Genomic DNA, 25,440 nt, shown 5'->3' with positions numbered 1-25,440 from the left:
TTTTAATGTGTATGTTCTTGATTTATAAGTTGACTTTCAATCTTTTGATCAATCTCTTTAAAGAATCCGAAACCTTTAAGAATAATTATTAATCCAAATATTAACAGACAGATTCCTACTCCTTTTCGAACCATAAATACTTTTTGATCTGTGAATCGTTTTTGAAGCTTTCCGGCTAAGAAAATTTTAAACAAATCAATCACAAAATAAGTTGTTAATACAACACCTATATAAAGCATAAAATCACTTCCTTTTGGGTATTGAATCATAATTGAAGAAACAATGACAAACCAAAAAACAATGACACCTATATTCAATAAATTCATGATAAACCCATTGATAAAAGTTCTCATGTAATTGTTGCTCACAAATCCCGCTTCGCTTTCTATATGTAATTTTGGTTTAGAGAAATACATAAAAATTCCATAAATCAAAACAAAGAAGCCGGCAATGATGTAAATACGGTAGAACTTCGGATGGCTGGTGACATAATCTGTAAAATCCTTACTCCCGTAATAGGCAGCGGCAATACATAGAATATCTGCAGCTATTACTCCTAAATCTAGCACTACAGCTGTTTTCCAACTTCTACGTAAACTAGTTTCTATAAGTAAGAAAAATACAGGTCCGATAAGAATTGTACTTAACAAAAAACCTATTAGTATGGCCGAAAATATTATTTCCATAACTTAATTAAGGTCTGCAAGATAAGTTTAAATTATGAAATTTAAGCATCAACCAATTCAAAATCTAATTGCTTCTTGATCAAATCGGCATTTAAAACTTTGATTCTAACGGGGCTTCCCAATTGATATTTAACACGTGTACGTTTCCCTACTAAAGCATGATTTTTTTCGTCAAAAACAAAATGATCTGCTTTCATTGCACGAGAACGAATCAATCCTTCACAACGCGTTTCCGGAATTTCAACAAAAATTCCATAATCCTGAACACCGGTAATAAAAGCATCAAATGTTTCTCCAACAAATTGTTCCATGTATTTTACCTGCATATATTTAATTGATTCTCTCTCTGCTTCTGCTGCAATTTTCTCACGAGAAGAACAATGCTTTGTTTTATCTTCATAAACAGCTGCTATGGGAGATTTTTTACCATTTAAATAATCTTGTAACAGACGGTGTGCCATCATATCAGGATAACGACGAATTGGCGATGTAAAATGTGTATAATAATCAAATGCTAACCCATAATGTCCGATATTTTCTGTCGTATATTTTGCTTTAGCCATTGTTCGCATTGCCAAAGTTTCAACCATATTTTCTTCCGGTTTCCCTTTTACATCTGCTAACAATTTGTTCATCGATTGAATAGTCGTTTTACGGTCTCCAATTTCTAATTCATATCCAAACTGACGGATAAAATTCTTTAAGTCTAATAATTTATCTGGATTTGGATCGTCGTGAACACGGTAAATATACGTATTGCTATTTTCTTTTCCATGTTTATCTAAACTGATAAATTCAGAAACTTTACGGTTACACAACAACATAAATTCTTCAATCAGCTTATTCGAATCTTTTGAAATTTTGAAGAAAATTCCTTGCGGATTATGCTTTTGATCCAAATCAAATTTCACTTCCACTTTATCAAAATTAACTGCTCCGTATTTCATACGTTTTTGACGCATTGTTTTTGCTAAACGATCTAATGTCAAGATTTCATCCTTAAAATCTCCATCTTTTCCTTCTATAATTTCTTGTGCTTCTTCGTAGGTAAAACGTCTATCCGAATGTGTTACTGTGCGTCCAAACCACGTTTTAACAATTTTTGCATTATCATCCATTTCAAATACACCTGAGAAAGTGTATTTATCTTCATTTGGACGTAAAGAACATGCAACATTCGATAAAATCTCCGGTAACATTGGCACCACTCTATCCACCAAATAAACAGATGTTGCTCTCTTATAAGCCTCTTGTTCAATTAACGAACCTGGGCGAACATAATGTGTAACATCGGCTATATGTACTCCAATTTCCCAGTTCCCGTTTTCCAATTTTCTGATTGATAATGCATCGTCAAAGTCTTTTGCATCTTTTGGGTCAATTGTAAATGTTGTTACATTTCGCATATCTCTACGTCGTGCAACTTCGTTTTCATCAATCGAAGTATCCAATTGATTTGCCTCTTCTTCTACTTCATCCGGAAATTTCTCCGGTAAATCGTATTCCAATAAAATAGCATGAATTTCAACATCTGTATCGTCAGGACTTCCTAAAACTTCTGTAATTTCTCCAAATGGTGAATTAGAGCCTTCTGGCCAATTTGTTAATCGAACAACAACTTTTTCTCCGGGTTGTGCTCCATTCATACGTTCTTTAGGAATAAAAAAATCATGGTTTCCATTTTGCATCGTAACAAAACCAAAATTTCCATTCTTTCCTAATTCGAAAATTCCTGTAAACTCTGTTTTATTACGTTCAATAACTTCTACAATTTCCCCTTCTGTTTTTGATTGCTTCGCATGTTTTCTTGGGTAAATATAAACACGTACAGTATCACCCATCAACGCATTTCGTGTTTTTCCCTTTTGAACAAAAACATCCTGTTCTAAACCATCGATCATGATGTAAGCGCTCCCCGAAGAAGTCAAATCTGCAATTCCTACCATATAATCGTTGGTCGCATTGATTTTATACTTTCCTCTTTCTACTTCGGAAATCTTTTTGTCAGCTAATAAAACATTCAGATTTTTTACTAATAATTCAGTATCAATTCTATTTGTCAGTTTAAGTGCTGAAGCAATTTGTTTATAATTTAAAGGTTTATTGGGGTTTTGAAATAAAATTTCGATGATAGACTTCGTAAACTTTGTTATGTTTTTGTCTTTTTTCGCCCTTGTATTTTTAAAATTTCTTCTTGGCATAATTTTTTTTGTGTCAAATCTCTTTTTTAAATTTTGAGATTTATTATAAAATAGTTAATAAATAAACACCTTAATTAATTGATTATCAATATATTTTTAATAATTATTGATAAGATGTTAATAAACAACATAACCACTGCAAAGGTAACATATCCTTTATCTAAAATAACAATTTACAGCCAATTCTATGTTATGCAAAGGATAAGATTACTTGTAATGTTTTGATTTATTGCGAAAATTGAGCCAAAAAAACTATTTTTGCGGTGATAATGAATAGAATGAAAACTAAACCTTTGTATCAAACTTATTTGATTAACCTGGATCGTGCTGATGAACGGTTAAAATTAATGGAGAATGAGTTCAATAAATGTGAAATTTCTTATGAAAGGATTTCTGCTATAGATGCTAAAACGCTCAACCCTTCTTCATATAAAGTAAATAATAAATACGACCGAGATTTAGTTCCTGGTGAAATTGGTTGTTATTTGAGTCATGTCAAAACATTAGAAATATTTTTAAATTCTGACAATGAGTTTGCTGTCATTATAGAAGATGATGCGATCTTAGCTGACGATTTTAAATCTGCCGTAGAACATTCACTTTCTATATATGATAGACTTCCAACAAAAGATCAATGGGATGTTTTAAAATTATTTAACGGAAAAAGAAAACATATAAAAATAGCGAATGTAGACGAAAAACATATTATTGCGGCGTGTGGAACAAGTATTCCAATTACAACAATTGCTGCCATTTGGACAAGAAAAGCAGCAGAAAAATTTTTAACAAAGATAAAAAAACCGCTTCCTACAATTCAACGCCCAATCGATTGCGATTTACAGCATGCTTGGGAATTTGATTTGAGAATATATAACCTTCTTCCGTCTCTTGTACAACCGGCACCGGTCGAAACTCAAATTCAAATAGACAGACAATTAAAAAAGGCTAAACTATTAAGACAAATTCGTTATGAATTGAATCGTGTGTTTCCGAAATATTTCTATTTAATGAATCATCACGGTTTAAAAAAATTCTATGATAGTTTTATTGCAAAGAAAAATGAACGAATCTCTTAATTAACAATTTTAATTCCATTAAAATATTTTATTACAATAAATTAACATCAAATATCAACAGTTATAAACATTGTTTATTTGATATAATCAAAATAAAAAGCAGCTTCAAAATAATGAAACTGCTTTTTTAAAATTATAGTAATTCAATACTTTCTTCTTTCAATTTTTCTTTTACTTTTCTATCCCAAATACTTGCCTGGACTTCTCCTATATGTTTCGATTTTAACATAAACATACACATACGAGATTGTCCGATTCCTCCTCCTATCGATTCGGTTAATTGATCATCTAATAACATCGAATGGAAAAGTAAGTTTTTACGATCTGTTGAATCTCTCAATTCCAATTGTTTTAACAAAGCTTTTTTATCCACACGAATTCCCATAGAAGATAATTCAAATGCTGATTCCAAAACAGGATTCCAAACTAAAATATCTCCGTTCAAACCTTTAAAACCTGCACTATTTATGGTACTCCAATCATCATAATCAGCAGCACGAGCATCGTGAAATTCTCCATTACTCAACTCACCGCCAATTCCGTATACGAAAACAGCTCCAAATTCTTTACAAATGGCATTCTCTCTTTCTTTAGATGAATATGTTGGGTATTTCTGTAACAAATCTTCTGAAGAAATAAATGTAATATCTTTTGGTAAAACTGCTTTTAGCTGAGGGTATTTAGCTTCTACATTTATTTCTGTTTGCTTAATCACTTCATAAATAGATTTCACCGTTTCAAAAAGATAATCTAGCTCACGATCTTGTGGTACAATTACTTTTTCCCAATCCCACTGATCCACATAAATAGAATGAATAGGCGAATAATCTTCGTCCGGACGCAAGGCACGCATATCTGTAATAATTCCTTCTCCAGGTTCTATTTCCAATTCTTTCAGACGAATACGTTTCCATTTTGCCAAAGAATGTACAACAACAGCATTTTTATCATTCAAAGATTTAATCGGAAATTGTACTGGTCTTTCAATACTATTCAAATCATCATTAATTCCAGTTCCATCTAAAACAACTAGTGGTCCTGAAACAGGAATAATATTTAATTCTTTCTGTAATCCTTTAGAGAATTCTTCTTTTACGAAAGATATTGCTTGCTCTCTAAGTAATAATGCTCTGCTCATTTCTTTTAATCTTTAATAATAATTAGCTATAATTAATTTCTGGATGTAAAAGTAGAACAAGCAAAAAATTAAAGTTTTATATTTACTTAAATTGATTTAAAATAAATTTAATTTTAAACAAAAAATATCATTTTTAGTTAACTATTTAAAATAAAAACAAAAATAAAATTTAATTTTTAAACAAAAAAATCTGTCAATTTATAAGAATTGACAGATGAAACTCTACATATTTATATCCTATTAGCCGTTGTAAGAACAAGCAATTTTATCTACACGTCCTTGATGGCGACCACCTTCAAATTCTGTAGCTAAAAAAGTAGTCACAATTTCTTCTGCATATTCATATGCAATAAATCGTGCAGGTAAAGTCAATACATTTGCATTGTTATGTTGTCTCGACAAACGCGCAATATCAGTCATCCAACATAAAGCAGCTCGAATTCCTTGGTGTTTATTCGCTGTCATTGTTACGCCTTGTGCACTACCACAAATTAAAATTCCGAAATCCGCTTTTCCATCTTCAACAGCTTGTGCAGTTGGATGTGCAAAATCAGGGTAATCAACACTTTCTGTTGAGAACGTTCCAAAATCCTCAACCTCAAACCCTTGACTTGTTAAAAAGGGTACTAATTTCTCCTTATAATCGAACCCAGCATGGTCCGCTCCGATTGCAATTTTCATTTAATTAACAGGTGTTTTTGTTGTTTTTGTTTAAATAATTGTAAATCAAATGTTAAGTAAAAGTAACAAGTTGTTAAAAGATGATTGAATAAAACTAATAACTTTTCGAGTCTAAAATTTGGAAATCTGATGACAAATTTCAATTAGAAATAAATCAATACAAGTCAAGTAAAAGTTTTCATTTTGGCACAAAAGATTTTCACACCGTTATGAATAGTTTTCACAAAACTTCTTTTTAACAAAAGTTGTTTATCAACTAAAATCATAAATTGTTGATAGGATATCTAACTCTTTCATTACAAAACAAAATTACAAATAATAGCTTGTTAATTGCTATTAAATAAAATTTATCTCAGTTTAGTTATCCACATATTAACAGTGCTAATAATAGTAACATTTTTTTCTTTTTTTAAAATTTAAAAATTTATTCATCTATTCTAATTATTATGAATTGTTAATAGTTGAAAATTGTGTTGATCCATTTTGAGCTCGAAAATGAAACTTTGATTACTTTTGTGTAATTCAAAATTTCAAAAACAAACTATGAAAACAATCAACGACTACAATTTCGAAAATAAAAAAGCATTAATTCGTGTTGACTTCAATGTTCCGCAAGACGAAAATTTAAATGTTACTGATGATACACGAATTAGAGCTGCAAAACCAACAATAGATAAAGTATTGAAAGATGGTGGAGCGGTTGTTTTAATGAGTCATTTGGGACGTCCTAAAGGAGAATTCAATGATAAATATTCATTAAAGCATATTGCATCAAAAGTTTCTGAAATTCTTGGCGTTGATGTGATTGTTGCAAATGATGTAATTGGCGAAGACGCGAAACTAAAAGTAAGTAATCTAAAACCAGGCCAGGTTTTATTATTGGAAAATGTTCGTTTCCATAGTGAAGAAGAAGCTGGTGATAAAGATTTTGCTAGAGCATTATCTGAATTCGGAGATATTTATGTGAATGATGCATTTGGAACGGCACACCGCGCACATGCTTCTACGGCAATTATTGCAGATTTTTTTGCAGAAAACAAATGTTTTGGATTGTTAATGGAACAAGAGTTAACAGCTATCAACAAAGTGTTAGCTGATGGTGAAAAACCTGTAACAGCAGTACTTGGAGGAGCTAAAGTCTCTTCAAAAATTACCATTATCAACAACATTTTACCAGTTATTGATAACTTGATCATTGGTGGTGGAATGACCTATACTTTTGTAAAAGCAAATGGAGGAAAAATTGGAAATTCGTTAGTGGAAGATGATAAATTAGATTTAGCGAAAGAAATTTTAGCGGAATGTAAAAAACATAACGTCAACGTTTATTTACCGGTTGATAATGTAATCGCAGATAATTTTAGTAATGAAGCCAATACTCAAACTGTTCCTTCAGATCAGATTCCGGATGGCTGGATGGGAATGGACGTAGGTGTAGAATCGTCTAAAATTTTTGCTGATGTTATTAACCATTCAAAAACGATTTTGTGGAATGGCCCATTGGGAGTTTTTGAAATGTCAAATTTTTCAAAAGGAACAATAGCTTTAGGCGATGCAATTGCAGAAGCTACAGCGAATGGTGCATTTTCTTTAGTTGGAGGTGGAGATTCTGTCGCTTTTGTAAAACAATTTGCATACGATGACAAAGTAAGTTATGTGTCTACAGGAGGTGGAGCAATGTTAGAGTCTCTTGAAGGCAGAGAATTACCTGGAGTTGCTGCAATTCTGAAATAAGAAAACAAGTATTTTTCAAGATAAAATTTGAGTCGGGCTTTTGCTCGACTTTTTTAATGTTTAATTCTAAATTGTTAATACTATATTATTTCAAATGAATGAATTAACTTGTAATCAACAGCGTTATAAAAAGAATGTTGATAATGGATAAAAAATTTTCATTTAATTTAAAAATGTGAATAGTAAAAGCTTGTTTTAAAGTGAATTAAAAAGTTATCAATAGCATTTATTAAATTTTGTGAATATGACTAATTTAGAGTATAAGTTTTGTATAAATTATCTGAAATTGTGAATAGTAAAAACTTGAGAATAAATAAATTAAAAAATAATTAAGATAGTTTATTAAAAATTGTTGAAATTAAAATTTCACTGCAATTAGCGATTTTATATGACGAAAAGGTTTGTTATATTCGTATATCAACTAATTCTTAGTTTATGAATGAATTTAACCAACGATTAAACGAAGTAGAAAATCATTTGCAATACAACGATCTCGATTTAGGTTATCGAAGATTAATTGATTGTGTCTTGGATTTGGGAGAAAAATCTTTTTACAAAGAGATTATTTCATATTCAGACAACTATTACAATGAAAAATCTACCAACGAATATAAAACTTCAGAAGCGTTAAAACTTGTTGAAAAACTAAAACAAGTTACGCCTCCATCCTTTCAAAAAGAGGAAGTTCTGATATCAACCAGCAATGTTGAGAAAGCATATCATCGTCGAAACTTTAAACTTCATCCCATCACTTTTGATTTGAAATCGAGAGAAGTTGTAGGTTTAGTTGGAGAGAACGGAAATGGTAAAACAACGTTGTTGCGATTAATTTGTGGCGAATTGAAAGCAACTGCTGGAGAAATTAAGTACCATTTTTCGAATGCAAAACCATTTAGTTACGAATTGAAAACCAAATTGGTTTATGTTCCGCAACGTATCGAAGTTTTATATGGATCTTTATTAGAAAATCTTCAATTTACTTTAACATGTTACAGTATTCAAAATGAAGAAAATAGCTTGTTGGCGCATGTCATGCTGGCGCGTTTAGGACTTTGGCCATACAAAGATTTGCAATGGAGACAATTGTCTTCCGGATATAAAATGCGTTTCGAATTGGCGCGAACATTATTACGCCGACCAAAAGTATTGCTGTTAGATGAACCTTTGGCAAATCTGGATATTTTGGCCCAACAAATTATTCTCGAAGATTTGAAATATTTGTCACAATCTATTCGGAATCCATTTGGAGTTATTTTGAGTTCTCAACAATTGTATGAAGTAGAAAAGGTCTCAACAGAAGTTCTCTTTTTAGAACAAGGAAAGCTTAAGTTACAAGGAAATAAGGAAGAAACTGAAGACGAATTTACAATTGTTGAAATTGATGTTGCAAACTCAAAAGAAGAGTTATTAACAGCTTTATCCAATTTAGAAATTAAACAAATCAAGTTTAACGGAGGTTCGTATATCGCCTATTTCGACTCCGAAATATCGATGAATACGATTCTTGCTGAAATAGGTAAATCTTTGCTGCAAGTGAAATACATTCGAGATATTTCAAAATCAAGCCGTCGATTTTTTGTAAATTAAAACCAACTCACTATGTTCAAAAAAATTAATCAAACTTTAATTACAAAATATCCACTAATTTGGAATCTGAAATTTATTTGGATTTTATTGACCGTTTTAGTGTTTAATCTTATCGCACTTGTAAATGGTTTTTTGTTTTTCAATAAAAAATCCCAGTTGGTAGAAAGTAACCTCTTCGAAGTTTTTTACAATACCGGAACTGCTGTTTACTATGTGTTAATAGGCGTAATAATTCTGGTGATTTGGATTTATTTTTACATCAAAAATAATCGGTTCAAATCAAATTATCCAACTTCTCGAAATTATTTATTCAAAGAATTTTTAGCAGTTTTTTTTATTCTCTTTTTAATGTTTTATGTCCCTAATTCATTTAAAATAGGATTAAAAAACAGGGTTTCAAATTATATGAGCGAAGAACAATATCTAAAAGATATAGATATTATCAACCGCACACAAGGTTTTACGTTACAAAGTAATTTAGGGTATAACAATTATTCGAGAAATTTACCTGTTCAGGTTTTTGATTCTTTGGTTTCAGTAAAAGAAACAAAAGAGTTGTACAAAGCAAATAAGAAAGCTTATTTAAACGAAAATCCGAAAAATAGCTATGCTCCATTTTTAGAACCCTATTTTAGAAATCCGGAATTTGAAACGTTGCTTGCGAAACATTTTCCTGAAAGAAAAAGTTACAATAGAATTAATTTTCAAGATTCTTATTCTCCTTTAAATAAAGTGAACGATCAAGATATTTCTTTGTACAATAATTCTTATGTAGAACCTTCATATGCTGCAGCGATGTCTGCGGAAGAAGCCGCTTATTATGCAGCAGATTCTGCTTCAACTGTCGCTTCAGGACAACCTGAAGTTTATTATAATTTAGCAAGTTTGTATAATTATAGTTCACTTTCTTTTGAAAATCCGAAAGATGATACCTTGAATCATAAATTTTATGATGAACAATGGATGGCTTTATTGAAAAAAAATGATCGAAAAATCATTGAAAATTTATTAGATCAATACACAGGTTTATTGAAGAAAAATGAAATTGGGTATCAGTTTAAGCATAAAAAATGGATCGACTATCTTCCGGTTTATCCTTATTATTTTATTGATTATAAATTGAACAGTTCGGAGTTGGTGAGTTATGAAACGAATGGCGTTCATAAAAAATCTAAGATTCAAGATTATATTAATCAAAGTAGTTTAAATCAGGTCTATGAAAATATAGAATTTGCCAAGTATAATTCAACTTGGTTTGACTATATTCAATACTATTTATTAACGGCATTAATTGTTACAGTTTTAATTATTACATTCAGATTTAGCTCATTCAAAGTATGGTTAATTTCATTAATAGGAGCAGGGATCTTAGCGATTTTAGGAAGTGTTTTTGGGATATCAATTGATGCTGTTATTGGTTATACACGCTATTCACCTTATCTCATTTTACTTTTCTTTTACCTCATTTTTATTTTCGTGATGAGTTATGGATTACGAACAAAAAAATATAAAATCATAACAGGTGTTACGCTCAATTGGTTTGTCGCAACAAATATTTTTATAGGAATTATGATGCTTAGCTTTTACACGGATATTCGTACAGATATTTTGCAAATAGCGCATACAGGAAGTAGGTATGAATTGAGAGAAAATAATGCGGAATTACAAATGCTACAGAAGTTTTCTGAAATCTATCTTTTAATTAATCCAATTCTCTACGTGATAAGTTTTTATTTCATTATCAATTTGTACAAAAAATGGCAGGCTATGCCGGAAGAATAAAAATAGAAAAGCGAGCTGAATAAGCTCGCTTTTCACTTGATAATTGAATGAAAATGAATTTTAAAAACTATTTTTAAAAAAAACTTACTTATGAATAATATAGCTTGTGCTATACTATAATTTTAAAACTCAAAGTAAAAATGAGCTTAATTTTTTACTTATTCAATAAATAAAGGTGAACTGATAAATTTTGTCGGTGAATAGGATTTTACGACTGATTTATACTTGTTTTTTTGATTGTTTACCATCTTTAAAACCACCTTTTTTGCGCATACTGAAATTTTTCGATTTCATGCGCTCTTCGCGATTTTGTTGGTATTGTTTGTACTGATCCTTGTCTAAAATCTTTTCCAGTTTTGCATCAAAATCATTCATATTCCTTTTTGGTCTTTCACCTCTTTCAAAAGATTTTTTGATTTCAGCATCTCTACTTTCTATCAATGATTTTAGATTTTTCTTTTGTTCAGAAGTCAACTGGTATGCATCAAATTTTTTTAATTGGTCATCTACAGATGGTCGTTGCCTTTGCTCTTTTCTTTCATCACTTTTTTGATTTTGAGCCCTTTGTTGAGCGGAAACGGTGATTACCATAACCATGCTTGCTAATAAAAATACTTTTTTCATATACTTTATGTTTTGTTTACAACGAATGAATAGAATTCTATTCTTTTCATTTTGGTAAAGTAAAGTTGCAACACAAAAAAGAATCTTCAAAAATATTGAGGTAAAGCTAATTGAAGTATCGGTGAATGAATTAGTTTGCTAATTTTTTTAAGAAAAAAATAATAATTAAAATAAAAAAATCCACTCGAATGATGAATGGATTAATGAATGTCTTTTTAGACGTTATTATTTTAATTCTTTTTCTAAAAATTTAGAAAAAGTTTTGGCTGTTTTAGCAAAGCCTTCTCCTAATCTGGATTCATCACTAAAATTATTCCCAAACTGATTTCCTGGAGCATCTTTGTATTTTATAATGAATTTTTTATCATCCATATTATTCGAATCAATGATAGAAATAGTTGTACTCACTTTAGCTGGTTGTTTCATAATTCCTGCATCCCAACCCGCATATAACCAATCAACTTTTACAATCATCGTATAAGGAGCTTCGGTAGCATTTTCAGAAAATAAAATTTTAGAATTTTTAGTAGCGTATTTACTTAATAACTCCATAAATTTTGGTTCCCAGATATACTCTTTTGCACCAATCCATTTCTCTTTCCAAACGGTTCCGTTTCCAGGGGTTTTCTCATTCATTTTTACGATACGATTTCTGATATATTCATCTTCCGATATACTATCAGAAGTCAGTGTTAAAGCTGAATAATCAAAAATGACACGAACTTCTGTTTGTCCTTTCAAAATTTTGGGAGAGCCTAATTTTACTTCGGCCTTTTGAGCAAAAATGGTTGAGCCAATGGCAAGAAATAAAATAAGTAAAGAATTTTTCATATATTATTTAATTTTGAAGATAACGGAATTCGAAGGTTATTAGTATCTTTCTATTTTAATAAAATTAGAAATTGGAACAGAGTAGAAACAATTTATGAGTCTTCATAATTTCATAAAAAATAATTTGTAAAACGTTTTCTAGCCTACATTTGTCTTAACAAAGTTTAACAATATTGTATGAAAGTTTTAATTTCTAAATGAATTGGAATTGTTAATTTTAGAGGAAATTTGAATCAATTATACAAACATTAATTTCAACGGAATTTTGGATATACAACAATTAAACCAACAAATAGAAACTAAAAGCGAAAGCATTGCGAGGTTAATATCAGAAATTAATAAAACGATTATCGGACAAGAAAAAATGATTGAAAGTCTTTTAATCGGATTACTTGGAAATGGACACGTTTTATTGGAAGGTGTTCCTGGATTAGCAAAAACTTTAGCAATCAAAACATTATCCGAGGCTGTAGATGGTTCTTTTTCTCGTATTCAGTTTACACCAGATTTATTACCTGCAGATGTTGTCGGAACATTAATTTATAATGTAAAAGAAAACGATTTTAGTATAAAAAAGGGACCAATTTTCGCCAACTTTGTACTGGCCGATGAAATCAATCGTTCGCCTGCTAAAGTACAGTCAGCTTTATTAGAAGCAATGCAGGAACGTCAGGTAACAATTGGAGATGAAACTTATCCTTTGCAAAAACCTTTCTTGGTACTGGCTACTCAAAATCCGGTAGAACAAGAAGGAACATATCCGCTTCCGGAAGCACAAGTTGACCGTTTTATGATAAAAACGGTTATTACATACCCTGAATTTGAAGCAGAACGATTAATTTTAAGAAATTCAATCAATCAAACATTTCCAAAAATTGAGAAAGTAATTTCTATTCAGGAATTGTTGGACGCACGCGAAATGGTGAAACAGGTTTACATGGATGAAAAAATTGAGAAATATATTTTAGATATCATTTTTGCAACTCGTTTTCCTGAAAAAGTTGGATTAGAAAAATTAGTTCCGATGATTTCGTTCGGATCTTCACCTCGTGGATCAATCAACTTGGCTCAAGCTTCTAAGGTGTACGCATTTCTGCGTAAACGAGCTTATGTTATTCCGGATGATGTGCGCGCAATGGCAAAAGATGTATTGCGTCATCGTATCGGAATTAGCTATGAAGCAGAAGCAGAAAATGTTTCTCCGGAAGAAATTATTGATAATATTCTGAACGTTGTTCCGGTTCCTTAAATTATTATTTAAAATCATTTAAACTTTGGATGCAAAAGAGATCATCAAACGTGTAAAGCGTATTGAGCTAAAAAGCAAGCGCAAAGCAAGCAACCTTTTCATGGGTGAATACCAAAGTTCATTCAAAGGAAGAGGTATGATTTTTAGTGAAATTCGTCCTTATCAATATGGTGATGACGTTCGGAATATTGATTGGAACAAAACGGCAAGATACAACGAACCTTATGTAAAAGTTTTTGAAGAAGAGCGGGAATTAACCATGTATCTATTGGTTGATGTTTCCAATTCTGAAAACTTTGGAACCCGAAAACAAATAAAAATGGAAACAATTGCTGAATTGAGCGCTACTTTAGCCTTTTCAGCAACAACTTATAACGATAAAGTAGGATTGATTTTATATTCAGATCAAATCGAAAAATTTATTCCACCAAAAAAAGGAAAACAACATGTTTTACGAATGGTGCGGGAAATTGTTTCATATGAACCGAAAAGTAAAAAAACAGATTTAGCAGCCACTTTGGAAACGTTTATGAACTTAGCTCGACGAAAATCAAATGTGTTTATTCTATCCGATTTTATTGATTCTTCTGATTACGAAAAAGTGTTGCGAATTGTAGCCAAAAAACATGATGTAACTGCAATTAGAGTCTATGATGAAAAAGAGCAATCTTTCCCTGATATCGGATTAGTTCATGTACAAGATAATGAAACAGGAGAAATCCGTTTGATTGATACATCATCAAAAAAATTACGTCAACAATATGCACGATACTACTACGACTTGGATCAACGTTATCAATCGATATTCAAAAAAAATAATTCAGGTGCATTAAGTATTCGTACTGACGAAGATTATGTGCGACCATTGTTAAACTACTTTAAAAGTCATAAAGCCTAATGAAGAATTTATTGCTTTTAGGAAGTTTTTTTATCCTTAAATTTTCTTTTGCGCAAGAAATTGTACCGAAACTGGATCGTACAACAATAAAAATTGGCGAACCAATAAAATATGAGGTCAAAGTAAAGTACAAAGAAGGAGATAAAATTGTTTTTCCGACAATTTCAGATTCTTTGAATTATCATATCGAAGTTTTAAATCATCGATTAGATACGGTAAAAACGGATGGGAAATCTGAAATTGTACAACAGTTAGAATTGACCGGATATGATGCCGGAAAATTTCATATACCGGCTTTTATCATCCAAAAAAATGGAAAAGACTTAACCACAAAACAGCTTGAAATAGAAATTCAGGACATTGCGGTTGATACGACAAAGAATGCAATATTTCCGATAAAACCTGTAATGGAAGAACAATATTCAATGCGTGATTATTGGAACAAGTATTGGTTGTACGGAATTCTCGCATTGATTTTATTTATCATCGGTATTGTTTTGGTCGTGTTATATATTCGGGCAAAATCTAAACTTTCAACGAAAGAAAGTTATAAAACACCTTATGATGAAGCGAAAGCAAGTTTAAAGGCTTTGGATGCGAAAAAATATTTGAAACGGGGAGAACAAAAAGAATATTATACACAATTATCTTTTATAATCAGACGATATTTAGGAAGAGTGTATCACTTTTCGGCGTTGGAGATTTTGTCTGATGACTTGGTGAAATATACGGCAACAAAACAAGACATTTTACCGGAAGATGTACAGAAGTTTAAGCAGTTTTTGTTTGATGCAGATTTGGTGAAATTCGCAAAGCAACAATTTGATGATTCTACAACTAGTTTACACCGTAATTGGATGGAAGAATTTATAGAACGTGTAAAACCATTAGAAATTCCTGAGAACGAAGATTTGCAAAAAGATCATGTGACAGGAGAAAAATATAAACAGTTTAATAACAATTAGGAATGCTAAATTTTGAGTTTCAAAATCCTTGGATCTTACTCTTATTGCTTGCTTTACCTTTCTTTATTTTTAGAGAAATTCGTAAAACAAGCCAGAAAAAAGCGTCCTTAAAATTACCATCGTTAATAGCATTTGGCGGAGCTAAAAGTTCGTTAACGACGTATAAACCGCTTTTATTTTTGATGCGAATGATAGCAATGGCACTTTGTATTGTTGCTTTAGCCCGTCCGCGTTATGTAGATGTCACAACGAAAGTAAAATCAGACGAAGGAGTTGATATTTTGTTGACAGTTGATACATCGTTGAGTATGTTAGCCCGCGATTTAAAACCAGATCGTTTAACAGCGCTAAAAGATGTTGCAAAAGATTTTGCGCTTGGACGTAAAACGGATCGTGTAGGTTTAGTCGAATATTCTGGTGAAGCATTGACAAGAGTTCCATTAACAACAGATCGCGATGTATTGACGCAAGAAATCGAAATGTTGCATTCTGGTAGTTTAGCTGATGGAACAGCGATTGGAATAGGTTTAGCAACAGCAGTAAATCATCTCAAAAATAGTAAAGCAAAATCGAAAGTTGTGATTTTGATAACAGATGGTGTAGAAAGTGTAAATCCTTCAGGAGATTTGATGTATGTGTCACCAAGACAAGCAGCTGATATTGCAAAAGAAAAAGGGATTAAGGTCTATACAATTGGTATTGGAACGAATAAAATGGCACCTATGCCTGTAGGATACGATATGTTGGGAGATTATGTATTTGAGATGCGTCCTGTACAAATTGACGAAAAATTATTGACGGAAGTAGCAGATAAAACAGGAGGTTTATATTTCCGTGCAACCAATAACGAAAGTTTAAAAAATATTTACCAGGAAATTGATAAACTTGAAAAGACTGAAATTAATGAAATCAAATATTATAATTATACCGAATTGTTTGCACGTTTCTTATTACCGGCATTTATAATATTGGTGTTAGAAGCTATTTTAAGAAGAACCGTTTTTAAAGAATTAATCTGATGCAGTGGGGAGAATTACATAATATTTGGTTGATGATTTTATTGTTTATCGTTATTTTTTTATCGATAACCGTATTTCAATGGCGAGAACGTGTAAAGAATACTTTTGCAGACAAAGAATTATTTCCATTTGTTTTTCCTATAACTTCTTCAAAACGTTATGGGTTTAAAATTATAGCTTTTTGTGTTGCGTTATTTCTGATAGTAATTGCTTTGATGGATCCACTTTATGGGGAACGGGATGTACAGGTAAAACGGGAAGGAATAGATATGGTTTTCTTGTTGGACCTTTCTTCAAGTATGAATGCACAAGATGTTGCTCCTTCTCGATTGGAAAAAGCAACTAAATTAATTACTGAAACGCTTGGACAATTAGGAGGAGATAGAGCTTCTTTAGTTGCTTTTGCAGCAAATGCCTATACAATTTCTCCTTTGACAAATGATTATGCTGCGATCGAAAGTTATTTGCAAAATGTTAATACAGAGTTAATATCAAGTCAAGGAACAAATTATTTAAATGCGATTCAAGAAGCTGCCAAAACATTTAAAGGGTCAGCAAATACCAGTAAATTAATCGTTTTAATTTCAGATGGAGAAGATAATGAAGATACAGTTAATCAAGCATCTAAAATAGCAAAAGATAACGGAATACATATCGTTACAATTGGAGTTGGAACGGAAAAAGGAGGTCCTATTCCAATGTATTATAATGGCTATGCAGAAGATTATAAAAAGGATGAAACAGGTTCTACGGTTATCACTCATTTAGAAGATAAAAATCTTCGTAAATTGGCACAAGATACAAACGGAACATATATTCATTTAGAAAATACACAAGAGGCATTATCTGCATTATCAATGTATAAAGCACGATTAGATAAAAATGAAATTGCAAGCTCTACAACACGAGATATGAATCACATTTATCAATGGTTTTTAGCGGTTGCGGTTTGTTTACTTTTTGTGGAATTATTAACATCTGAATATAAGATTTTTAACAAAAAGAAATAGTAAGTTTGTATGGTAAGATGATGTACTTTTTAAAACAAATAGGATTTTTAGGAATAATGCTTTTATCCGTTTTTGGTTATAGTCAATCAAAAGCGAAAAGCTACATTATTCAAGGGAATGAATATTATCAAAAAGGAAAATTTGATAATGCTGAATTTGCTTACAAAAAAGCTTCAATGGAAGACCCAACTTCTGTAAAAGCAAATTACAATTTAGGAAATGCTTTATTTCAACAAAAACGCTACAAAGAAAGTATCGCTCACTACAAACGTTCAGCTGAAATTTCGAAAACAAAAAATGATAAACATTTGGCTTATCATAATTTAGGGAATGCTTTTATGCAGGAAAAGGATTATCAAAATGCCGTTGATAATTACAAACAAGCATTAAAAAATGATCCAAAAGATGATGCCACACGTTACAATTATGCTTTAGCAAAAAAAATGCTGGAGAAAGAACGTGAAAAGCAAAAAGATCAAAATAACAAAAGCAATCAAAACGAGCAGAACAAGGAAAATCAAAACGAGCAGCAGAAACAGCAACAAAATAAACAGAATCAACAAAACCAGAATAACCAAAAGCAAAATCAGAATCAATCTCAAAATCAACAATCTGATCAGCAAAAACAGCAAAATCAAGGAGGAAATCCAAAAGCTGGAGGTGAAAATGGAAACAATAAAGGACAGGGAAATGACCAATCTCCTGAGATAAAACAAGGAAATAATGGAGATGGGAAAGAACAAGATAATGCAAAGAATAATATGGGAGATGGTTTGCTAAAAGCCTTGCAAAATCAGGAAGCCAAAACCCAGCGGAAAATTATTCAGCAAAAAGCAGAAAAACAACGAACAACAACATCTAAGGATTGGTAATGACAACGGCAGGAGTTTTAAATAGCTTTTTAGTGTTTGCCCTAACGTCTATTACAGCGTTAGCACAACAAATTTCCTTTAAATCGGATGCAGATAAAACACAGGTCTGTTTAGGGGAAGCATTTAGTGTGGGATTTTTTATTGAATCGAATACAGATGGTTATTCTATCGATCAACCGATGAAATACCCTTCACACAAAGGATTACAAATCGTGGGAGAACAACGATCGCAAAACGTTTCGTATATCAATGGACGTGGGGTTATTGAAGATGGAATAGTGTTGGCTTTTGTTGCTGAGAAAGAAGGAAAATACAGAGTTGGTGCTGCTAAAATTGTGATTAACGGAAAAACGTATACGTCGAAACCTGTAGATGTTGTAGTTAAAGGAACAAGTTTAACGCACAACAGTTTTAAAAGCACTACTTCACAGCCTGTTTTTTTACAAAGCAAAGTTTCGAAAACCAACCCTTATGTCAACGAACAAGTAGGATTATCTGTAAAATTATATGTAAAAGACTTATCTTATCTGAACCGTAAGCAGAACTTTCGTCAAGGAAATTTAGATGGCTTGAGTCCTAAGATAGTAAAAAGTTCACCAGAAAATATCAAACAAGAAATTGTTGGTGGAAAACAATATTTTTCAGAAGAAATTGCACGCTATTATGTTTTTCCTCAAAAACCAGGAAAAATAGAAATTGATCCTTTTTCTTTAGATGTAGTATTACCAACAACATATGGAGCAGAACCTGTAGAAGTTCGTAGTAACCCTGTCGTGATTAATGCGAAACCATTACCGGAAGAAGGTCGTCCAAAGAATTTTAGCGGAGCAGTAGGACAATTCAAAATGAATGCTTCGGTAGACAAAAAAGAAGTTGCCACGAACGAAAGTGTTAATTTTGATGTAGAAATTATTGGAACAGGAAATTTCAATACGATTAATTTACCAGAAATTAATACGCCGAAAAATGTAGAAAAGTTCGCGCCTAAAAAACGAGATGCTTATAAAACCTACGATACAGGAATGAAAGGTAAAATAGCTGAACAAACGGTACTTGTGCCAAATTATGGTGGAGAATATACCATTTCACCTGTTGAATTTAGCTATTTTGACCCGGCAAAAGAAAAATATGTTACGTTAAAATCTGATGCAATTAATTTATCGGTTTCAGGCTCTAAAGCCTCAACAAAAAGTGAATCAAATTTAGCTGCAAATACATCTTCGGATTCTACAATTTCTGATAAAATAGAGGAAATAACAAGCGATGTGAAAGAAGGTAAAAGCGGATGGCTTTGGTTGACAGGAGGAGTAATTGCGTTGAGTGTTGGTGGTTTATTTTTGATGAGAAAGAAAAATAATCCGACAGAAAAAAAACATATCCAAGATCAAGTAAAACCAATTAATGAGCAGCATAATTTTGATACTTATCAACCAAAAACAGAGAAACAAAAGTTTTCTTTGGTTGAAAAACCTGTGATAAATTCGAATCAGATTTCTGATGAATTAGAAGAATTGAAACAGAAAATAAAAACACAGGATCAAAAAGATTTCTATCAATTGCAGGAAAGCATTTTGTGTAATGTTGCAATGAAAAAGACGAACATAGATTTAGCTCATTTTTCAGATGAAATAATTGAACATAAATTATTAGAAAAAGGTATTAGCGAACTTGCTGTACAGCAATGGAAATTGTTGTTAAATAATGCAAGACAAGCGAAATATGCTTTTGGAGGCCTGAATCAAAATTTAGAAGAAGTTTTTGAAGCAACGCAAAATGTAGCAGAAGAATTCATGCGAAAATAAATTTCAAGTTTTTTTAATCATAAAAGGGACAATCTCAGATATTGAGTTGTCCCTTTTATTGTTCTCGACAATTCATCCTCAAAAATTGACAGTTCAGTTACATTTAGTTTCAAGAATTTTTGATTTAAAAGAACTTTGAGAAAGCAAATAAAAAATACAAATGATGAAAACAATATTATTAACAATTACAACTTTATTCGCTGTATCAACTTTTGCGCAAAAGAATTTTGAATCAGATATGAAGAAAACTTTAACAGAATGGAACAAAGGAAATCACTCTTCTGAAGCTAATTTTAAGCAATTAATAAATGATTATCCGAATGAATGGTTACCAAAATATTATGTTATATTTTCTGAAGTATTGAAAACGTTCGAATCAAAAGATGTGGATAAAAACGAAGAAATTCTTTCGAATGCAAAAACTCAAATAGATGATTTAGTAAAAAATAACCCGCTAAATACAGAAATTTTAAATTTGAAAGCGTTGTATTTAACAGCAGAAATTGTGCAGAATCCGATGCAAAAAGGCGCAATTTATTATCCAGAAGTATTGCAAACGTACCAAAAGTCATTGTTGCTAAATCCAACTAATCCGCGTACTGTTTTAGGATTGGCTGAGTTCAATATCAATACCGCAAAATATGGTGGAATAGATGATATTACACAAGATTGTAAAAATGTAAAAAAATCTTTAGCTTTATTTGAGGCTGAAAAGCCAAAAAATAATGAACCGAAATGGGGAAAAGATCGTGCCGAAGCTTTGTTGAATAACGAATGTAAAAACGTACAATAATGATTCCTTTAGTTGCACAATTTATTCACGAAGTTATTTATTGGTTAATTAATTTGATTGCTTGATATGAACAAAGATGTAAAAAATAGTGTTGTTACAATTGTATTTATTTTAATATCATGGTTATTTATATGGTTAAATAAAGAAGATGTAATTTATTTTTTTAGCGGAAATAATGCCGACACTGTAATAGGGTTGAATGCTATTTTGAAATATATAGCCTTAGGATTTATTATTTACAAATTGATTGAAGGAATTATTGTTTCCGATAAAAAGCTAATCTTACGTAATGTTTCAATTCTATTTGTAATCAATGTCTTAATTTATAGCGTGATATTTTTTACATCGCCAAACGTCTCGTTCAATCAATATTTTCATCCGGAAGCCATCAAATATTTTATCGGATATTTTTCGTTCAGTATTGCTGCATCCTTTGTTAATACAAGCGTTTTTAATGAATATAGAACAGATTTTCCTGAATCTTCGAAACCAGAAAAAATGTTAAGAAAATATTTTCTTCGCTCTATTTTTTATACGTTGGTATTGTATTATGTCTTTGTGGAATTTGCGAATCTAGTTTTACAGAAATATATTTTTTACGACCAAACGATTAATTATCTTTTAGTGGCAGTGATCACAGTTTTCTTTTTGTTCTTATTCTATATTATCGATCGGAAAAAAAATAAATTAGAGCGTAAAATTGTTATCGAATCGACAAAAGCAGAAACAGCAACAGCGCAATTCGAAACGTTGAAAAATCAATTAGATCCTCATTTTTTATTCAATAGCTTGAATGTTTTGACTGGTTTGATTGAAGAAAATCCAGATAACGCTATAGATTTTACAACATCGCTTTCTAAGATTTATCGCTATGTTTTAGAACAAAAAGACAAAGAAGTTGTTTCAATTCAAGAAGAAATAAATTTTGCAAAAACTTATGTGAATTTATTAAAATTACGTTTCGAGAATAGCATTGATTTTGAAATAGAGAAAACAAATTTTTATGAAAATGAATTTATAATTCCTCTTTCGTTACAGATTTTGCTGGAAAATTCGATTAAGCACAATATTGTATCGGAACAAAAACCACTAAAAATTAAAATTTATAAAAAAGACAATAAGTTGATTGTTGAAAATTCTTTACAATCAAAGGAAACCATTAAAGATTCGACAGGAATAGGTCTGAATAATATTATTAACCGTTATCAATTAATTTCAAACAGGAAAGTTATAATCGAGGAAAATCATGATGTTTTCCGTGTAGAACTTCCAATTTTAACACAAAAAAATACAAGTATGAACACACAAAATATTGACGAACAACAAGCTTATCAACGCGCTGTAGAACGAGCAAAAGAACTGAAGAAGTTTTATGCACATTTAGGAACTTATGTTGTAATGAGTTTATTCTTTTTTATTCTGAATTTAGTTACAAGTAATGGACATTGGTGGTTTTATTGGCCAGTTTTAGGCTGGGGATTAGGCGTTGCATTAAATGCTGTAAAAGTTTTTGCATATGGCTCTGGTTGGGAAGAAAATAAAGCCAAAGAAATTCTGGAGAAAGAGCAAAATAAAAAATGGCAGTAAATGAATAGAGTACATCAGCTAAAACAAGTAAATTGGTTTAGCATACTTCTTTTTTATAGCTTGATTTTAATTGGAACATTTTTCATTCGAAAGCTTCCTAATTTTTTTCAATTAATTTTCGGAGGATTGGTTGATTTTCAATTACCCTGGAACATGAATCATGGTTTAATTATTCTTATTGTAAGCCTAGTTTTCTACAAATTCTCAAAGGTTAAAAAAGACGTTTCTCTTTTAGGAAAAGAAAAATATTCAACCTTAATTTTTCCTTTGATTTTAATTGTTGGTTATGCAATGTATGGAATAGAGAATAATTATGGAATAAATAAACATGTATGGGCAAGTATTTTTATTTCGATCACATTGCTTTATGATATTGCCGAAGAATACACTTGGAGAGGTTATTTAAACGATGCACTTGGAAACACATTTTGGATAATAAAAAGCATAATAACTGGTATATTTTGGTCTGTTTGGCATTTGTTTATTTTCAATGATTTTGGCCAATTTGGTGGATTCGGAATATTTATGCTTTTATGTGTAATCTTTTCTTTTGTACTAACCTACTCTACTATCCGAACAAAGTCAATTATCGTTCCTGCGACAATTCATGCTTTAATGGCAAAAACGAATCTGTCAACTTTGATTATTTTTATAATTATTCTTGTACTGTTAATCGTTTGGAATAAAATTTTCACAAAAAAAACAATTGGTGAATTAACTTAAAAAAATAATGAAAATAGTAATTATAGAAGATGAAAAACCAGCTGCACGTTTGTTAAAACGTCGTGTAGAGAAACTGGGATACGAAATTTATGAAATGCTGCATTCTGTTGAAGAAAGTGTTGCTTGGTTAAAAACAAACCCAACTCCTGATTTGATTTTTTTGGATATACAATTGTCAGATGGATTGTCTTTCGAGATTTTTAATCAAGTCGAAATTTCATCTGCAATTATTTTTACAACAGCTTATGATGAATATGTGTTAAAGGCATTCAAATTAAACTCGGTCGATTATTTGTTGAAGCCTGTTGACGAGGAAGAATTAAAATTTTCAATAGAAAAATTTGAAAAGCTTTACAAAAATTCTCCATCTACTTTTGATTTGAAAGAATTGAAAAATTTATTTTCAAACAATCAGGCTGAAAAATATAAAGAACGTTTTTCAATCAAAATAGGAACATCAATTAAAATTATAGAAACGGAGAATATAGAATGTTTTTTTAGCGAAAACAAAGCTTCTTATATTCATACCAAAGAGAACAGGAATTATTTAATCGATTCTTCTTTGGATAAAGTTGAAGAACAAATTAATCCGGCAAAATTTTTTAGAATTAATCGCAGTCAAATTATTCAAATTGATTCCATAAAAGAGATTAATATGTATTCGAATTCAAGATTAAAAATAATTTTAACGACTTATAACGAACAAGATATGATTGTAAGTCGTGAAAAAGTAACAGATTTTAAGAATTGGTTGGATAACTAATGTATTTTGACAATTTATAAATATTAGTTGCTAAATTCTACTATTTTTGTATGAATGAATTATTAAAAAAGCACAACTAATATGAGTAATCTTGCATCTTTTTTTGAAAAAATATCTTTGAACCAAATTGGAACAACTTTCGCTGTACTTTTTGCCGTTATTGATATTTTAGGAAGTATTCCTATCATCGTTTCTATACGGAGTAAGGTTGGACATATACAATCTGAAAAAGCATCTATTGCTGCGGGAATTTTGATGATTTCGTTTTTATTCTTCGGAACCAAAATTTTAAAATTAGTAGGCGTCGATGTTCAGTCGTTTGCAGTGGCTGGTGCTTTTGTGATTTTTATCATTGCCATTGAAATGATTTTGGGAATTGAAATTCAAAAAGGTGTAGAAGCAAACTCTGCGTCTATCGTTCCTATCGCTTTTCCATTGGTTGCGGGTGCAGGATCATTGACGACTGTACTTTCACTTCGCTCGCAATTTGCAGATATTAACATTGTAATTGCCATTATTTTAAATATGTTAATCGTATATTTGGTGCTGAAATTTGCAGGAAGACTAGAAAGATGGTTAGGACCTGGAGTTTTATCGGTGCTGAAGAAAGTATTTGGCGTAATTTTGTTATCAATAGCAATTAAATTATTTACATCAAATATTGGTGCATTGTTTATGAATGAAATAAAAATTTAAAAATTCATTATCAAATGAAAACATATATTTATATCGCGACAATCGTTTTGTTGATAGGTTTAGGTTACAACCTATATGTGATGGATTATAAAACTGGTTTTTTAGCGGAAGAAAACTTTCGTAGTGTTTTAGGAATTGGTGCTTCGGTTTGTGGATTAATTTTAGTATCAGTTTACTTTAGTTTTTTCAAATTACAAGCAAATCTTAAGAAATAAACAGCTTTAGTACATTAAAATAAATGAAAAAGATTAATCTAACTTAAATAGATTAATCTTTTTTTGTTTGGATGGCTTGGTTTAATTTTTCCAGTAAAATTATGACGGCTTGTTCAATTATTTCAAAAGGTTGATGTTTAGAGGATGTATAAATCATGACTAAATCAATCGAATATTTTTCAGAACTTTCAATCACTAATTTATTCAAACGATAAGCTTCTCTTGAACGGCGTTTTAATAAATTTCTATCCACAGCATGTTTGAATTTTTTCTTCGAAACACTTACTCCTACTCTAATATCATAGTCCTCTTTTGGTTTGATTTTATAAACAAATCTGATGGGATGAGAAACAAAGGTTTTTCCGTCTGAAAACAATTCATCGAATGCTTTTCTGCTTTTAAGTTTCTCATTCTTACCAAAAGTCAATTTCATATTGCTAAATTCTACGTAAATTTGTACTTGCAAAAGTAAGTATTCTAAAAAGTTTTAGAATTATGTAGCTTTGAA

General features: G+C 30.9%; 24 protein-coding genes. 17 read left to right on the top strand and 7 right to left on the bottom strand.

Features of this window, described 5'->3' with window-relative positions; all coding sequences use genetic code 11:
• Positions 1-2: 2 nt before the first annotated feature.
• Positions 3-686 carry a LysE family translocator gene (locus tag H277_RS0110145; protein ID WP_019975483.1) on the bottom strand — a complete coding sequence of 228 codons (684 nt, stop codon included), beginning with the start codon at positions 684-686 and terminating at the stop codon, positions 3-5.
• A gap of 41 nt (positions 687-727) precedes the next feature.
• Positions 728-2,887, bottom strand: a complete 2,160-nt coding sequence (gene rnr, locus H277_RS0110140; protein WP_019975482.1) for a ribonuclease R — start codon at positions 2,885-2,887, stop codon at positions 728-730.
• A 278-nt stretch (positions 2,888-3,165) separates the two neighbouring features.
• Between rnr and H277_RS0110135 the strand changes: the two genes are divergently transcribed.
• Complete coding sequence (locus tag H277_RS0110135; RefSeq protein ID WP_019975481.1) at positions 3,166-3,963, top strand: glycosyltransferase family 25 protein; 798 nt, start codon at positions 3,166-3,168, stop codon at positions 3,961-3,963.
• 133 nt (positions 3,964-4,096) lie between these two features.
• Here the strand turns inward: H277_RS0110135 and asnA are convergent, their stop codons facing one another.
• On the bottom strand, positions 4,097-5,101 hold the full coding sequence (asnA, locus tag H277_RS0110130; protein ID WP_019975480.1) for an aspartate--ammonia ligase: 1,005 nt from the start codon (positions 5,099-5,101) through the stop codon (positions 4,097-4,099).
• Positions 5,102-5,341: 240 nt separating this feature from the next.
• Complete coding sequence (rpiB, locus tag H277_RS0110125) at positions 5,342-5,782, bottom strand: ribose 5-phosphate isomerase B (RefSeq protein WP_019975479.1); 441 nt, start codon at positions 5,780-5,782, stop codon at positions 5,342-5,344.
• 543 nt (positions 5,783-6,325) lie between these two features.
• Here rpiB and H277_RS0110115 point away from each other — a divergent pair.
• From H277_RS0110115 to H277_RS0110105, 3 genes are all read left to right on the top strand, one after another.
• A complete protein-coding gene (locus H277_RS0110115) occupies positions 6,326-7,516 on the top strand; it encodes a phosphoglycerate kinase (RefSeq protein WP_019975477.1) in 1,191 nt (396 codons plus the stop codon).
• Between the two features lie 435 nt (positions 7,517-7,951).
• The gene (locus H277_RS0110110) at positions 7,952-9,103 is read left to right on the top strand and encodes an ABC transporter ATP-binding protein (RefSeq protein WP_019975476.1); all 1,152 of its coding nucleotides are present in this window, start codon (positions 7,952-7,954) and stop codon (positions 9,101-9,103) included.
• Between the two features lie 12 nt (positions 9,104-9,115).
• Positions 9,116-10,885, top strand: coding sequence for a transporter permease (locus tag H277_RS0110105; protein ID WP_019975475.1), 1,770 nt, complete (start codon positions 9,116-9,118; stop codon positions 10,883-10,885).
• 219 nt (positions 10,886-11,104) lie between these two features.
• Here H277_RS0110105 and H277_RS0110100 read toward each other — a convergent pair whose 3' ends face one another.
• Both H277_RS0110100 and H277_RS0110095 read right to left on the bottom strand, forming a co-directional pair.
• Positions 11,105-11,509 (bottom strand): hypothetical protein, encoded by a 405-nt coding sequence (locus H277_RS0110100; RefSeq protein ID WP_019975474.1) that lies wholly within the window; start codon positions 11,507-11,509, stop codon positions 11,105-11,107.
• A gap of 225 nt (positions 11,510-11,734) precedes the next feature.
• Positions 11,735-12,340, bottom strand: coding sequence for a hypothetical protein (locus tag H277_RS0110095; protein WP_019975473.1), 606 nt, complete (start codon positions 12,338-12,340; stop codon positions 11,735-11,737).
• Positions 12,341-12,587: 247 nt separating this feature from the next.
• Here H277_RS0110095 and H277_RS0110090 point away from each other — a divergent pair, with 247 nt between their 5' ends.
• From H277_RS0110090 to H277_RS0110030, 13 genes are all read left to right on the top strand, one after another.
• Positions 12,588-13,589 carry an AAA family ATPase gene (locus H277_RS0110090; RefSeq protein WP_033422666.1) on the top strand — a complete coding sequence of 334 codons (1,002 nt, stop codon included), beginning with the start codon at positions 12,588-12,590 and terminating at the stop codon, positions 13,587-13,589.
• A 25-nt stretch (positions 13,590-13,614) separates the two neighbouring features.
• Entirely contained in the window at positions 13,615-14,487 is an 873-nt protein-coding gene (locus tag H277_RS0110085; RefSeq protein ID WP_019975471.1) for a DUF58 domain-containing protein, read from the top strand.
• Positions 14,487-15,452 carry a BatD family protein gene (locus H277_RS0110080; protein ID WP_019975470.1) on the top strand — a complete coding sequence of 322 codons (966 nt, stop codon included), beginning with the start codon at positions 14,487-14,489 and terminating at the stop codon, positions 15,450-15,452. The genes H277_RS0110085 and H277_RS0110080 overlap by 1 nt, the downstream gene beginning before the upstream one ends.
• Positions 15,453-15,454: 2 nt before the next feature.
• Positions 15,455-16,471, top strand: a complete 1,017-nt coding sequence (locus H277_RS0110075) for a vWA domain-containing protein (protein ID WP_019975469.1) — start codon at positions 15,455-15,457, stop codon at positions 16,469-16,471.
• Positions 16,471-17,481 (top strand): vWA domain-containing protein, encoded by a 1,011-nt coding sequence (locus tag H277_RS0110070; protein ID WP_019975468.1) that lies wholly within the window; start codon positions 16,471-16,473, stop codon positions 17,479-17,481. The genes H277_RS0110075 and H277_RS0110070 overlap by 1 nt, the downstream gene beginning before the upstream one ends.
• A gap of 17 nt (positions 17,482-17,498) precedes the next feature.
• Positions 17,499-18,353: a tetratricopeptide repeat protein gene (locus H277_RS0110065; RefSeq protein ID WP_019975467.1), complete on the top strand. Its 855-nt coding sequence runs from the start codon at positions 17,499-17,501 to the stop codon at positions 18,351-18,353.
• On the top strand, positions 18,353-20,155 hold the full coding sequence (locus H277_RS0110060) for a BatD family protein (protein ID WP_019975466.1): 1,803 nt from the start codon (positions 18,353-18,355) through the stop codon (positions 20,153-20,155). The genes H277_RS0110065 and H277_RS0110060 overlap by 1 nt, the downstream gene beginning before the upstream one ends.
• Positions 20,156-20,318: 163 nt before the next feature.
• The gene (locus H277_RS18925) at positions 20,319-20,948 is read left to right on the top strand and encodes a tetratricopeptide repeat protein (RefSeq protein WP_146810770.1); all 630 of its coding nucleotides are present in this window, start codon (positions 20,319-20,321) and stop codon (positions 20,946-20,948) included.
• A 66-nt stretch (positions 20,949-21,014) separates the two neighbouring features.
• Positions 21,015-22,535, top strand: a complete 1,521-nt coding sequence (locus H277_RS0110050; protein ID WP_019975464.1) for a histidine kinase — start codon at positions 21,015-21,017, stop codon at positions 22,533-22,535.
• Positions 22,536-23,258: a CPBP family intramembrane glutamic endopeptidase gene (locus H277_RS0110045; protein WP_081623211.1), complete on the top strand. Its 723-nt coding sequence runs from the start codon at positions 22,536-22,538 to the stop codon at positions 23,256-23,258.
• Positions 23,259-23,265: 7 nt separating this feature from the next.
• Entirely contained in the window at positions 23,266-24,021 is a 756-nt protein-coding gene (locus tag H277_RS0110040; RefSeq protein ID WP_019975462.1) for a LytR/AlgR family response regulator transcription factor, read from the top strand.
• A gap of 81 nt (positions 24,022-24,102) precedes the next feature.
• Positions 24,103-24,717: a MarC family protein gene (locus H277_RS0110035; RefSeq protein ID WP_019975461.1), complete on the top strand. Its 615-nt coding sequence runs from the start codon at positions 24,103-24,105 to the stop codon at positions 24,715-24,717.
• A gap of 14 nt (positions 24,718-24,731) precedes the next feature.
• On the top strand, positions 24,732-24,932 hold the full coding sequence (locus H277_RS0110030; protein WP_019975460.1) for a hypothetical protein: 201 nt from the start codon (positions 24,732-24,734) through the stop codon (positions 24,930-24,932).
• Between the two features lie 52 nt (positions 24,933-24,984).
• On the opposite strand, the gene rnpA is transcribed toward H277_RS0110030, so the two are convergent.
• The gene (rnpA, locus tag H277_RS0110025) at positions 24,985-25,365 is read right to left on the bottom strand and encodes a ribonuclease P protein component (protein WP_019975459.1); all 381 of its coding nucleotides are present in this window, start codon (positions 25,363-25,365) and stop codon (positions 24,985-24,987) included.
• Between the last annotated feature and the right edge of the window lie 75 nt (positions 25,366-25,440).

This window comes from Empedobacter brevis NBRC 14943 = ATCC 43319, from assembly GCF_000382425.1.
Taxonomy (GTDB): domain Bacteria; phylum Bacteroidota; class Bacteroidia; order Flavobacteriales; family Weeksellaceae; genus Empedobacter; species Empedobacter brevis.
This window is presented reverse-complemented; position numbering and strand designations above follow the sequence as displayed.

Bases quoted from the DNA above. Each gene is read 5' to 3' on its own strand.
- H277_RS0110145 (WP_019975483.1), bottom strand. From the start codon at position 686: ATGGAAATAATATTTTCGGCCATACTAATAGGTTTTTTGTTAAGTACA.
- rnr (WP_019975482.1), bottom strand. From the start codon at position 2,887: ATGCCAAGAAGAAATTTTAAAAATACAAGGGCGAAAAAAGACAAAAAC.
- H277_RS0110135 (WP_019975481.1), top strand. From the start codon at position 3,166: ATGAAAACTAAACCTTTGTATCAAACTTATTTGATTAACCTGGATCGT.
- asnA (WP_019975480.1), bottom strand. From the start codon at position 5,101: ATGAGCAGAGCATTATTACTTAGAGAGCAAGCAATATCTTTCGTAAAA.
- rpiB (WP_019975479.1), bottom strand. From the start codon at position 5,782: ATGAAAATTGCAATCGGAGCGGACCATGCTGGGTTCGATTATAAGGAG.
- H277_RS0110115 (WP_019975477.1), top strand. From the start codon at position 6,326: ATGAAAACAATCAACGACTACAATTTCGAAAATAAAAAAGCATTAATT.
- H277_RS0110110 (WP_019975476.1), top strand. From the start codon at position 7,952: ATGAATGAATTTAACCAACGATTAAACGAAGTAGAAAATCATTTGCAA.
- H277_RS0110105 (WP_019975475.1), top strand. From the start codon at position 9,116: ATGTTCAAAAAAATTAATCAAACTTTAATTACAAAATATCCACTAATT.
- H277_RS0110100 (WP_019975474.1), bottom strand. From the start codon at position 11,509: ATGAAAAAAGTATTTTTATTAGCAAGCATGGTTATGGTAATCACCGTT.
- H277_RS0110095 (WP_019975473.1), bottom strand. From the start codon at position 12,340: ATGAAAAATTCTTTACTTATTTTATTTCTTGCCATTGGCTCAACCATT.
- H277_RS0110080 (WP_019975470.1), top strand. From the start codon at position 14,487: ATGAAGAATTTATTGCTTTTAGGAAGTTTTTTTATCCTTAAATTTTCT.
- H277_RS0110075 (WP_019975469.1), top strand. From the start codon at position 15,455: ATGCTAAATTTTGAGTTTCAAAATCCTTGGATCTTACTCTTATTGCTT.
- H277_RS0110070 (WP_019975468.1), top strand. From the start codon at position 16,471: ATGCAGTGGGGAGAATTACATAATATTTGGTTGATGATTTTATTGTTT.
- H277_RS0110065 (WP_019975467.1), top strand. From the start codon at position 17,499: ATGATGTACTTTTTAAAACAAATAGGATTTTTAGGAATAATGCTTTTA.
- H277_RS0110060 (WP_019975466.1), top strand. From the start codon at position 18,353: ATGACAACGGCAGGAGTTTTAAATAGCTTTTTAGTGTTTGCCCTAACG.
- H277_RS18925 (WP_146810770.1), top strand. From the start codon at position 20,319: ATGAAAACAATATTATTAACAATTACAACTTTATTCGCTGTATCAACT.
- H277_RS0110050 (WP_019975464.1), top strand. From the start codon at position 21,015: ATGAACAAAGATGTAAAAAATAGTGTTGTTACAATTGTATTTATTTTA.
- H277_RS0110045 (WP_081623211.1), top strand. From the start codon at position 22,536: ATGAATAGAGTACATCAGCTAAAACAAGTAAATTGGTTTAGCATACTT.
- H277_RS0110040 (WP_019975462.1), top strand. From the start codon at position 23,266: ATGAAAATAGTAATTATAGAAGATGAAAAACCAGCTGCACGTTTGTTA.
- H277_RS0110035 (WP_019975461.1), top strand. From the start codon at position 24,103: ATGAGTAATCTTGCATCTTTTTTTGAAAAAATATCTTTGAACCAAATT.
- H277_RS0110030 (WP_019975460.1), top strand. From the start codon at position 24,732: ATGAAAACATATATTTATATCGCGACAATCGTTTTGTTGATAGGTTTA.
- rnpA (WP_019975459.1), bottom strand. From the start codon at position 25,365: ATGAAATTGACTTTTGGTAAGAATGAGAAACTTAAAAGCAGAAAAGCA.